Genomic DNA, 11969 nt, shown 5'->3' with positions numbered 1-11969 from the left:
GATACGTGCGGCCGATCTCAGAAATCGAGCAGCAGGTTCCCGGGATCCCGCTCCGCGAGCACGGTGTCGCCGGCGATCAGCGCGGCCCGCTGCCCGGGCCGCACCAGCTTCTGTAGTTGCCGCACGACCATCACGCCGTCGATCGGGCTGACCACCGGCATGCGCGCGTTGATCCCGTCGCCGTCGAGACGCACGACTTCCGCGAACGTCTCGCCCGCGGCGATGCGCTCGCCCGGCGCGCGCCGATAGGCGATCACGCCCGCACACGGACACCGCACATGCGCGGCGCCCTGCAGCGGCAACACGGCCGGCGCGACGTCGGATCGCGCTTCGTCATCACCGGTTTCCGGCAGCGACAGGATCCCTTCGGCGTGCGCGAAGCGCAGCAGGTTGCGCGCGTCGCGCCGCGCCAGCGCATCGTCGACATCGGCCTGGCCGCGCAGCTCGATCGTCGCCGAGAAGCCGCCCTGCGCTTCGTCGAAGATGCCGGCCTGTTGCAGCGCGCCCCACGCGCTCGAATGCGTCTGGTCGAACGCGCCGCCGCCGGTGCCGTGCGGCTCCAGCATGACCACCGGCGCGCCGATCATCCGCGCGACCGTCTCGGCCCGCGTGCGCTGCAACGTCGATGCGTAGACATGCGCGATCGCGTCGGTGTCGCAATGCAGGTCGAGAACGATGTCGTGATCGACCGCCAGTCTCGCCAGCGCGAGCTTCATCGCGGCCGCCGGCGTCAGTTCGCTGCGCGTGCCGAGCAGTTCGCGGAAAAACTGCTTCCAGCCCTGCCGCGTCAGGTCGCGCGCGTCCGGCGCGTCGAGACGCTGCGCGACGGCCCGCTCCAGCAGCGGGAAATTGCGATTGAAGTTCTCCCCGTTCTCGAAGTCGAAGCGCCCGACGACCGGCCCGAACAGGCGCTGCGACATCCCGATCGGGTTCGCATACGGCACGACCGTGACGGCCCCGGCGATGCGTCCGTCGCGATCGAGCGCGTGCAATTCATCAAGCAGATGCTGGAGCACGAGCAACCCCGGATGTTCGTCCGCATGCAGCCCGGCCTGCAGATACAGGCTGCGCCCGGCGTCGGGATGGCCGAAACGGTGTGCGGTCAGATGCAGCGCGACGCCGGGTGCCGGCGACGGCAAAGGCAGTTCGATACGTTGATAGGTCACCTGCTGTCTCCTCGAACGGATTTCGGTGCGCAGTCGCGAGAGGCCCGAACGCGTGCTTCGCGGCACGCCGCCGACTGGCTCGACACGCGTCGGCACCCTCGCCACACCATCCAAAAACGTAGATTTTTAGTCTACTATGGACAATTCGTTTTTGAAAGAAGATACTTGGCAGCACCGTCCGTCATGGACGACCTGTCCCGCCTCAGGGTGCGCCGCAGCAGATTTCACGGCGCCGGCCGGCCTCGTGCGACGGTCCCCGTTCGATCACCCTTATCGGAGCTGGCATGAACCTCAAGCATCTGGTCGTCGCAGTCGCGTTGTCTGCGGGCCTGTCCGGGCTGGCGTGCGCGGACAACACCGCGACGCTCAGGATCGGCATCGAAGCCGCCTATCCGCCGTTCGAGAGCAAGACGGCATCCGGCCAGTTGCAGGGCTTCGACATCGACATCGGCAACGCGATCTGCGCGAAGATGAAGGTTCGCTGCGTGTGGGTCGAGAACGTCTACGACGGCCTGTTGCCGGCGCTGCACGCACGCAAGTTCGACATGGTCAACTCGGCGATGAACATCACGCAAAAGCGCAAGCAGATCGTCGCTTTCACGCCGCCGGTCTACGCGGTGCCGATGGTGTTCGTCGCGCGCAAGGATTCCGGGTTGCTGCCCGATCCGGCACGCCTGAAGGGCAAGCGCATCGGCGTCTTGCAGGCGTCCGCGCAGGAGGATTTCCTGAAGCGCAACTGGGAGCCGCGCGGCGTCGCGATCACGTCGTATTCGGACCAGAACCTCGTCTATGCGGATCTCGCATCCGGCCGCCTCGACGCCGCCGTGCAGGAATCGCAGACGGCGCAGGAAGGCTTCCTCGACAAGCCCCAGGGCCACGATTTCGCGATCCTCGGCGAGCCGATCCGCGATCCCGCGACGCTCGGCGAAGGCGTCGGGATGGCATTCCGCAAACAGGACACCGAACTGCGCGGCAAGGTCACCGCGGCGCTCGACGCACTGAAGAAGGACGGCACGCTGAGCCGGCTGTCGGTCCAGTATTTCAAGCGCGACATCGTCGTCCGGTAGCGCGCGCCGCCACCGGGCCTGCCCGTTTCCATCCCTATGCGGCGCGGACGTGCCGCACCCAACCCAACCCGACAAAGGAACGAACATGAAGATCAAGGAATTCGGCGTCGAACGCTGGATGGACCTGTACGAAAACCGTTGTACGTACAACCTCGCGGAAACGTGCGTCGAATCGCTGACGGTCGACCAGCTGCTGACCATGACCGGCAAGCAGGACACGCTGCTCGACGAGTTGCGTCCGATGAAGCTGACGTACGGCGCGATCGAAGGCACGCAGCGTCTGCGCGAAGTGATCGCGTCGACTTACGCGCGCCAGTCGGCATCGAATGTGATCGTCACGCACGGTGCGATCGGCGGCAATGCGCTGATCTACGAAACGCTGGTCGAACCGGGCGATACGGTGGTGTCGGTGTTGCCGACCTATCAGCAGCACTACTCGATTCCGGAAAGCTACGGCGCGAACGTGAAAGTGCTGAAGCTGCGCGAGGAAAACGCGTTCCTGCCGGATCTCGAAGCACTCGCGTCCCTCGTCGACGACAAGACGCGCCTGATCGCGATCAACAATCCGAACAACCCGACCGGCTCGCTGATGGACGAAGCGATGCTCGGCAAGATCGTCGAGATCGCGAAACGGTGCGGCGCCTACGTGCTGTGCGACGAGGTCTATCGCGGCACCGATCAGGTCGGCAGCGGCTACAGCGCATCGATCGCCGATCTGTACGAGCGCGGGATCAGCACGGCGAGCATGTCGAAGACGTACTCGCTCGCCGGGCTGCGCCTCGGCTGGATCGCGGGCCCGGTCGAGCTGATCCACGCCGTGAGCGTGCATCGCGACTACAACACGATCAGCGTCGGGATGATCGACGACTATCTCGCGACGCTCGCGCTCGAACACCGTGACGTGATCATGCAGCGCAATCACGACATCGTGCGCACCAACCTGGCCATTCTCGATGCGTGGGTCGAACGCGAGCCGGCGATTTCGTGGGTCAAGCCGAAGTCCGGCACGACGGCGCTGCTCAAGTATGCGTTCGACATGCCGTCGCGCGCGTTCTGCACGGAGCTGATCGAAGCGACCGGCGTGATGTTCACGCCGGGCAGCGCGCTCGACATGGAAGGCTACGTGCGGATCGGCTATGCGAACAACCGGACCGTGCTCGAGCAGGGGCTGGCGCACGTGTCGGCGTTTCTGCGCGCGAAGGCCGGCTGATCCGGGACTCGCGACGTTCGGGCCGGCAATGCGGCCCTGACGTCCGCGCGAAAAGGCCGGTCCGCCGCGCGTACCGGCCTTCGTTTTATCGCATGCACGACGCCGCGAGCTTGCCGACCGCGATCACCGCCTGCTCGATTTCCGGCGACCACGGGCTGCTGTAGTTCAGCCGGATGAAGTTCCGGTAGTTGTCCGTGATCGAGAACATGTAGCCCGGCCCGATCGTGATCCCCTGCTCCAGCGCAAGCTGGTACAGCCGCATCGCATCGACCTGCGCCGGCAACTCGACCCACAACACGTAGCCGCCCGCCGGGCTCGAGATGCGCGTGCCTTCGGGGAAGAACCGCGACACCATCGCACGCATCAGGTTCGCCTGCTGCGCATACGCCTTGCGCAACCGCCGCAGATGATGCTCGTAGCCGTCCCGTTCGAGAAACTCGGCGATCGCGAGCTGCGGGATCGACGGCGTCGCCAGCGTGTTCAGGAACTTCAGCTTCTCGACCTGATCCCGGTAGCGGCCCGGCAAGGCCCAGCCGATCCGGTACGCGGCCGTCAGGCTCTTCGAGAACGACGCGCAATGCAGCACGATCCCGCCGCGGTCGTAGGACTTCAGCGTGCTCGGATGCGAATCGCCGAAATACAGTTCGTTATACACACCGTTTTCGATGATCGGCATGTCGACACGGGTGGCGAACTCGACCAGTTCGCGCTTGCGCTCGTCGGGCATCTGGAAGCCGAGCGGATTCTGGAAGTTCGGCATCACCATGCACGCGGCGATCGGCTGCGACTTCGCGATCGCCGCCAGCGCCGCGATGTCGATTCCGTATTCCGGGTGCGTCGCCACCTCGATCGCCTTCATCCCCATCCGCTCGATCGCGTGCAGCATCGCGTAGAACGTCGGCGACTCCACCGCGATCGTGTCGCCCGGCTTCGCGACCGCCTGCAGGCACAGGTTGATCGCCTCGGTCGCGCCGACCGTCACGATGATCTCGTTCGGGTCCACCGACATCCCGTTTTCCAGATAGCGGCGCGCGATCTGCCGGATCAAGCGCGGATGGCCGGGCGGCAGCCCGTCCGTCACGCCCCATAACGACTTGTCGCGGCCGGCCGCGTACGCATAGCGGTTCAGCTTCTCGAACGGAAACAGGCTCGGGTCCGGATACGGCGAGCCGAGCGGCACTGCGTCGTCCGTGCCGATCGAGCGCAGCGTCGACAGCACGAGCCGGCTCATGTCGACCGACGACGACACCGCGATCGGCTTCGACGGCCGCAGGTCGCGCACCGGCGCGTGGCTGTCGTCGCGGCGCAGGTTCACGAAGTAACCCGACTGCGGGCGGCTTTCCAGCAGCCCGCGGCTTTCGAGCAGCAGGTACGCATGCAGCACGGTCGTAATGCTGATCCGGTGCTGCTGGCTCGCCTGCCGCACCGACGGAATCCGGTCGCCGTGCCGGTACACGCCCTGACGGATCAGGCGCTCGATGTCGTCCGCGAGTTTTTCGTAGAGCTTCATCGCGCGCTCCTTGCCGGCCTGCGCATGTACGCCGCCGCCTCGTGCGCGTCCGAAACGCGCGTGTTCTGCCCGCCGACCGGGCTGTCGTGATGCCTGATAGCTTCCTCCGGTTTTGCCTTTTCCATCGCAGTGGCTCGCTTTTGAAGATGCGCCGGGAGGCCCGTGACGTCCGGGTCCGCGGCACTGTGCACTTGATGGTTGAATCTTAAAAGCAGAACAGTTTGCCCGGAGTACACACATGGAACGCGCACACAAGAGTACAGTTCGGCGCCAATCGATGACTTCCGGCGAACTGTACGTCTTATGAAAAGGCGGCCGGATGGCGATCGGAGTGCAATACTGTGCGACCGCACGGTTTTATCGACGGAGTTCCGCATGCAGCACCCGATCGAACAGGCATCCGACCTCGGCGGCGTGATCCGCGCCGCCCGCAAGGCACAAAAATGGCGCCAGAACGATGCGGCCGAACGCGCCGGCGTCAGCGAGTCGTTCATGGTCAAGGCCGAACGCGGCGCGGACACCGTCCAGTGGGGCAAGGTGTTCGGGCTGCTGCAGCGGCTCGGCGTGCGCGTCCTCGTCGAACTGCCCGACGCGGGCGGCGAACTGCTCGAACGGGAAACGGCGCAGGCGCGTCGTCGCGCCGACGCGCGTGCGGCACGTACGGCACGTGCGGCCAAGGTCGATGCGCGGCCCGCGTCACGCGTCGCGGCCGCCGACGGCACACCGCGCGCCGGCCAGGAGCCGACGCATGACTGACGACACCCTCGTCGCGCTGCTCGTTGCGCGGCTGACCGACACCGCCGACCACCCGCGTTTCACCGGCACGCCGATCGACCTGTCGGCACTCGACGCGCATGCGCTCGGTGCGGTCTGGCCGGCGCTACGCCGCGCCGAGCGGCGGATCATCCAGCACGAACTCGCGTACGACGATCCGCGTGCCGGGTTCGTCCGCTGGCTGCGCGAGCAGATCGAAGCGCTCGGCATCGCGCCGCTGATCGGCGCCGATGCCGCGCTCGAACTGTTCCGCGCCATCCCGGCCGGCGCGCAGACGCTCGCGCTGCAGGAATTGCCGTACCTCGACGCACTGCCATCGCCCGCGCTGCAGGCCGAACTCGCACGCATCGCGGACGGGCCGCCGCAACCGGGCCTGCATGCCGGATCGCCGTACGGCGCCTATGCGCTCGACTGGTTCGCGGGCCGTCGCGACTTCTCGGCCCGGCGGGAAGCCTGCGCGCAGTCGCTCGCCGATTCGCCGTTTCGCGTGCGCGAGCTCGACGTGCTTCCCGAACTCGGGCCGGCATCGCTGCTTGCGCTCGCCGCTACCAACGACGGCTATTTCGCGCCGAAGCGGCTGTGGATCGATGCCGACGATCCGGCCGTCACGCTCGCGCAAGACGCGGCCTACGTCGCGTTCGCGCACGACGCGCTGGTCGAGGCCGCGCAACAGGTCGCCGCGATCCATGCCGGCACCGTTCCCTATCAGGCCGATCGCGCGTTCACGACCGACGATGCGCAGGTCGTCGCACGCGCGGCGCGCGTGGCCGCCTGGCGCGACGAAGTGTGGCTGCGTCCGCTGATCGGGCCGCTGCTGAGCGGCGTATGCGTCGCGCCCACGGCCGCGAAGACCGCGCCGTCGCAATCGCTCGCGATCGCGCTCGGCCACGCGATCGAGACGATCCCGACGCCGGAAAGCGTACGCGCGCTGCGCGACGCGCTGGCCGCCGTGCGTCATGCCGGCGTGCAGAAGAAGCTCGCGCGCAACGTGAAGCCGGCCGAGCGCGCGCTCGGCGAGCGGCCGCGCACCGCGCTGCGCATGACGCTCGGCGCGAAACCGGACAAGAAGCAGCTCGCGATGCTGGCCGTCTGCATGGAAGCGAGCTTCTGGCAGCCGATGACGCTCGATTACGCGGAATGGCGCGAACGCCTCGTCGATGCGCCGGCCGGCGCCGCATTCTCGACGCGGATGATCTGGCAGGCGCGCGCGCCCGACGGCACGCCGCGCTCGTTCATGCCCGACAGCGCGAAAGGCAACGTCGTGCTGCGCGACGCGGCCGGGAATCCGTGCGACATCGACACGAACGGCGAGATCCGGCTATGGCATCCGCTGCGCGCCGACGCGGCCGAACGGCTCGCGTGGCAGCACGCGATCGTCGGCCGTGCGATCCGGCAGCCGGTCCGGCAGGCGTTTCGCGAGTGCTACGTGCCGGCCGATAGCGACGTCGCCGCGAGCGAGTCCGCGATGTTCGAAGGCCACGTGCTCGCGACCCGGCCGCTGATCGGCGTCGCGCGCAGTGAAGGATGGGCGCTGCGGGCATACGACGACGGGCTCGTGCGCGAGTTCGGCGACGTGCGCGCGACCTTCGGCGTCGACGCCCCGCTCTATCCGGGCGCGGACAGCCACGGCACGTCGCGCCGGCTGCACGTCGAGCGCAGGCGCGAACGCCATTGGGCGCCCGTGCCGATCGGCGAGGTCGACCCTGTGGTGTTCTCTGAAATCGCGCGTGCAGTCGACCTGCTGGTGAGCGTCGCGGCCTTCGCGCTCGACGACGACGCCACGCACGCCGCGACCGCATCGCTCGCGCCGGACCCGGTGCGCCGCCGCGCGATGGAAGCGGAACGCTGGAATCGTCTGAACCGGCTGTCGGATCTGCCGCTGGGCGTGATGGCGGCGCATCGCCGGCACGTGCTGTCGCTCGTGTTCGCCGACGCGATCGCGCAAGGGCGGATCGCGCTCGACGAACGCCATGTGCGTGTCGGCGAATGGTCGGTGCATTGCGCAACCGGCCGCGTGATGCGTGACGGCAAGCCTGTCGATACGCCGGTCGAGCCACCAGCGTCGCCGCTGCGCGCGGTGCCGTGGCTGCCTTACGACGAAGCGCTGCTGCAGCGGATCGTCGATGTCGTGGCGGGGTTGCTGGACTAAGGCGCGAGCGTCAGATCGAACCGAACAGCGCGCGCGGCCGGTCCTTCAGCGTACCGGCCAGGATCCGCAGCCCGTTGACGAGCTCGTCGCGCGTCGCCGGACACGCGAGATTGATGCGCACGCCGTGCTCGATTTCCGCGCGATCGACCGCGAACGTCGACGACGGCATCACGATCACGCCGCGCGCCCTCGCGTTCGCGGCAAAATCGTCGGCGCGCCACGGCGGCGGCAGCCGCAGCCACACGAACATGCACGCGGGATCCGCCTTCAGTTGACCGGCCGGCAGCAGTTCCCGCGCGAGATCGACGCGCGCGCGGATCTCCGCCAGCTGCGCGCTCATGATCCGCGCGGCGGTGCCGTTCTCGATCCACACCGTCGCGATCAGCATCGAGGTCGGCGCGGGCATCCACGCGGTGGTGCGCACCGCTTCCGCGCACAGCGCGACGCTGTCGCGCGGGCAGCCGAGGTAGCCGAGGCGCAGCCCGGGCGCGAGAATCTTCGACGTCGCGCCGATATGGAACGTGAGTTCGGGACACAACCCCGCGATCGCTGGCAGCCGGTCGCGCACGAGCGGCCCGTACACGTCGTCCTCGATGATCGTCACGTGATGGCGGCGCGCGACGTCGACGAGCGCCATGCGGCGCGCGAGGCTCATCGTCGTCACGGTCGGGTTCTGCAGGTTCGGCACGACGAAGATCGCCTTGACGGGCATGCGCTGGCAGATCCGTTCGATCTCGTCGGGCAGCAGGCCGTCGTCGTCGGCCGGTGCGCTGACGATCTCGAACTGGAACACCGGCGCGAGCGCCTTCAGGCCGTAATACGTGAGGCGGTCGGCGACGATCACGCCGTCGGTACCGATCAGGCTGTTCAGCACCGCGTAGAGCCCGTGCTGCGCGCCACTCGTGACGACCACTTGGTCGGGCGACGGCGTGAAGCCGGGCGCGGCAAGCCATTGCGCGCCCGCCGCACGCGCCCAGTCTGGGCCCTGCGGCGGCTGGTATTCCTGCAGCGACGCGAAACGCGGATCGCCCGGCAGCGTACCGAACGTCTGCGCGAGGCTCGCGAGGAACTCGCCGGTCGCCGGCCGGTTCACCGTCAGGTCGATCACGCCGTTGCCCGCCGCGAGCGACGCACGGGCCGGTTCGATACTCGGCATCGCGCCGCCGGTGACGAGCGACCCGCGCCGCTTGCTGCCGATCACGAGGCCGCGCAGTTGCAGCTCCTTGTACGCACGCGACACGGTCGACACGTTGATGCCGAGTTCGGTCGCGAGCTGGCGCTGCGGCGGCAGGCGGCTGCCCGGCGGGTACATGCCGTTGCGGATTTCCGCCTCGATCGAGCTTGATACCTCGACATAGGTCGGCCGCTTCGCCTGCGCCGGCGCGCCGTCGTCGCGCGCTCCGGAAAATTTGTCTGCTGCCATGTATCGCCCACACCCACACAAAAAGCGTTTGTCTGCCGTTTAAACTTGCCCAGCGATTGTATATGACATCCCGCCCCGGTCAAACGTCTGCCAAAAAGTCTGCTGAATCATCTAGTTAGAATCGGGTAAACGCTAGCACCACACAATCGTTTTTTGATTGCATACAAAAAATTACTGTGTGATTCTTAATCCCATCTTTGTGTGAATCAGGTGTGCCGGAGGGGAGGCGTCATGGCGACCATCGCCATCGTGGGTGCAGGCTTCATCGGGCTCGGCGCGGCGACATGGCTGCAGCGCGACGGGCACCGCGTCACGCTGTTCGATCCGGCCGGCGTCGGTCACGGCGCATCGTTCGGCAACGCCGCGACGTTCGCGCCATATGGCTGCGTGCCCGTCAATGGCCCGTCCGTGTTCCGCGACATGCCGCACTTCCTGTTCGCCGCCGACAGCCCGCTGCGCATCCGCTGGCCATACCTGCTGCGCGGCGCGCCGTGGCTCGCGCGGTTCCTTGCCGCGTCGACGCCCGCACGTCACGCCCGCAGCGCCGGCGCGCTGGCCGCGCTGCTGTCGCGCGCCGCCGACGGCTATGCGCCGTTGCTCGCCACCACGCGGCTCGCGGCATACGTGCGGCCGCGCGAATGCCTGTACCTGTACGCACGGCAGGCGTCGTTCGACGCCGCGCAGCCGTCACTGGCGCTACGGCGCCAGCTCGGCGTGCCGTTCGATACGCTCGACGCGAGCGCGATCCGCCGGCTCGAGCCCGCACTCGCGCCGATCTTCGCGCGCGGCGTGCTGTTCCACGGAAGCTGGCATTTCTCCGATCCATGCGGGTTTCTTGGCGAATTGTTCGCGCACCTGTCAGCCGACGGCGCGACGCTCGAACGCGCGCAGGTCGACCGGATCGAACCGGCCGGCGACGGCGTGAACCTGCATGCGGGCGGCGCGGTGCGCACGTTCGACCATGTGGTGATCGCCGCCGGTGCCCGCTCGCGCGCATTCGCCACCGCGTGCGGCGACCCCGTGCCGCTCGATACCGAGCGCGGCTACCACGTGCAGTTCGCCGCGCGCGAGCAGATCGTCACGCGGCCGGTCGGCTGGGCCGAGCGCGGCTTCTACATGACACCGCTCGACGAAGGATTGCGCGCGGCCGGCACCGTCGAACTCGGTGGCTTCGAAGCGGGCATGAACCGCTCGCTGGTCGCGCTGCTCGCGCGTTCCGCGCGCGAAGCGCTGCCGTCGCTCGGCGCCCCGACACGCAACTGGCTCGGCTTTCGGCCCACGCTGCCGGACGGCGTACCCGTGATCGGCCGCGCGCGGCGCAGCGAACGCGTAATCCATGCATTCGGCCACCAGCATCTGGGCGTCACGCTCGCCGGCATCACCGGGCAAATCGTCGCTGATCTTGTCGCACAGCGCGCGCCGCCGCTGGATCTCACGCCATACCGGGCGACGCGATTCTGACGCGCGTCGCCACCCTCACCCCTGCAAGGAGGCATCATGAATCGTCGTAACTGGCTGGCATGGCTGGCCGTCTGCTCGATCGGCACGGTCGCTGCGTCCGCGCAGGCCGCGGATCCGGAAACCATCAAGATCGGCTTTGCCGGCCCGCTGACGGGGCCTGTCGCGCGTGTCGGCAAGGATCTGCAATACGGCGCGCAGCTCGCGCTCGACGAGGAGAACGCGAAGCATCCGACCGTCGGCGGCAAGCCCGTGCGCTTCGTGCTCGACGTGCAGGACGATCAGGCCGATCCGCGCATCGCGATTCAGGTTGCGCAGAAGCTCGTCGACGACGGCGTGGTCGGCGTGGTCGGCCACTACAACTCGGGCTGCAGCATTCCCGCATCGGCCGTCTACAAGCAGGCGAACGTCGCGATGATCACGCCCGGCTCGACCAATCCGCAACTGACGATGCAGGGCTTCAAGAACGTCTTCCGCACGATGGGGCACGACGGCGTCGGCGGCGTGGTCGCCGGGCGCTTCGCGGTCGAGCAGTTGAAGGCGAAGCGGATCGGCATCATCGACGATCGCACCGCATTCGGCCAGGGGCTCGCGGACGCATTCGAGAAAGGCGTGAAGGACGCGCACGGCAGCATCGTCGACCGCGAATACACGAACGACAAGGCCGTCGATTTCCGCGGCATCCTGACGACGATGAAGAGCAACAACATCGACCTGCTGTTCTTCGGCGGCCTCGACGAACAGGGCGCGATGCTCGTCAAGCAGATGCGCTCGCTTGGCATCCGCGCGCAACTGTTCGGCGCCGGCGCGCTGAAAAGCAACGCGTTCCTGAAGATCGCCGGCAGCGCGGGTGAAGGCACGCAGGATCTCGAACCGGGGCCGGCGCTCGACAAGCTGCCGTCCGCCGTCGCGTTCGCGCAGCGCTACAAGGCACGCTTCAACCAGGACGTCGAGCTCTATGCGCCGTTCGCGTACGACGCGGCGCTCGCGATGATCGCGGCGATCCACAAGGCCGATTCGGCCGATCGCGGCAAGATCGTCGCGAGCCTGCCGAGCGTGTCGGTCACGGGCGTGACCGGGAAGATCTCGTTCGACGCGCGCGGCGATCTGATCAAGCCGCCCTACACGCTGTTCCGCGTCGAACAGGGGCAGTGGCACAGCATTCGCACGGTCGGCGGCGCGTCGAACTGATCGGCGCCGGGCAGCCCGGCA

General features: G+C 67.8%; 9 protein-coding genes. 6 read left to right on the top strand and 3 right to left on the bottom strand.

What is annotated here, in order from left to right; genetic code table 11:
- Positions 1 to 17 precede the first annotated feature (17 nt).
- A complete protein-coding gene (locus BME24068_RS18685) occupies positions 18 to 1166 on the bottom strand; it encodes a succinylglutamate desuccinylase/aspartoacylase family protein (protein WP_174926974.1) in 1149 nt (382 codons plus the stop codon).
- Between the two features lie 284 nt (positions 1167 to 1450).
- Between BME24068_RS18685 and BME24068_RS18680 the strand changes: the two genes are divergently transcribed.
- The gene (locus tag BME24068_RS18680) at positions 1451 to 2233 is read left to right on the top strand and encodes an ABC transporter substrate-binding protein (protein WP_174926973.1); all 783 of its coding nucleotides are present in this window, start codon (positions 1451 to 1453) and stop codon (positions 2231 to 2233) included.
- A gap of 85 nt (positions 2234 to 2318) precedes the next feature.
- Complete coding sequence (locus BME24068_RS18675; RefSeq protein ID WP_174926972.1) at positions 2319 to 3443, top strand: aminotransferase; 1125 nt, start codon at positions 2319 to 2321, stop codon at positions 3441 to 3443.
- An 85-nt stretch (positions 3444 to 3528) separates the two neighbouring features.
- On the opposite strand, the gene BME24068_RS18670 is transcribed toward BME24068_RS18675, so the two are convergent.
- Positions 3529 to 4953, bottom strand: a complete 1425-nt coding sequence (locus BME24068_RS18670) for an aminotransferase-like domain-containing protein (protein ID WP_174926971.1) — start codon at positions 4951 to 4953, stop codon at positions 3529 to 3531.
- 375 nt (positions 4954 to 5328) lie between these two features.
- On the opposite strand from BME24068_RS18670, the gene BME24068_RS18665 reads away from it, so the two are divergent.
- On the top strand, positions 5329 to 5709 hold the full coding sequence (locus BME24068_RS18665; RefSeq protein ID WP_174926970.1) for a helix-turn-helix domain-containing protein: 381 nt from the start codon (positions 5329 to 5331) through the stop codon (positions 5707 to 5709).
- Entirely contained in the window at positions 5702 to 7876 is a 2175-nt protein-coding gene (locus tag BME24068_RS18660; RefSeq protein WP_174926969.1) for a DUF4132 domain-containing protein, read from the top strand. Before BME24068_RS18665 ends, BME24068_RS18660 begins: the two co-directional genes overlap by 8 nt.
- A 10-nt stretch (positions 7877 to 7886) precedes the next feature.
- Here the strand turns inward: BME24068_RS18660 and BME24068_RS18655 are convergent, their stop codons facing one another.
- Positions 7887 to 9299, bottom strand: a complete 1413-nt coding sequence (locus BME24068_RS18655) for an aminotransferase-like domain-containing protein (protein WP_174926968.1) — start codon at positions 9297 to 9299, stop codon at positions 7887 to 7889.
- 231 nt (positions 9300 to 9530) lie between these two features.
- Here BME24068_RS18655 and BME24068_RS18650 point away from each other — a divergent pair, with 231 nt between their 5' ends.
- Both BME24068_RS18650 and BME24068_RS18645 read left to right on the top strand, forming a co-directional pair.
- Positions 9531 to 10760, top strand: coding sequence for an NAD(P)/FAD-dependent oxidoreductase (locus tag BME24068_RS18650; RefSeq protein ID WP_174926967.1), 1230 nt, complete (start codon positions 9531 to 9533; stop codon positions 10758 to 10760).
- 36 nt (positions 10761 to 10796) lie between these two features.
- Positions 10797 to 11948 (top strand): branched-chain amino acid ABC transporter substrate-binding protein, encoded by a 1152-nt coding sequence (locus BME24068_RS18645; RefSeq protein ID WP_174926966.1) that lies wholly within the window; start codon positions 10797 to 10799, stop codon positions 11946 to 11948.
- The last annotated feature ends 21 nt before the right edge of the window (positions 11949 to 11969 follow it).

Origin of the sequence: Burkholderia anthina (genome assembly GCF_902498995.1) — a bacterium.
GTDB classification, from domain to species: Bacteria; Pseudomonadota; Gammaproteobacteria; order Burkholderiales; family Burkholderiaceae; genus Burkholderia; species Burkholderia anthina.
Note: the sequence above shows the minus strand (reverse complement) of the source record. Positions and strands in the feature narration are given on the sequence as shown.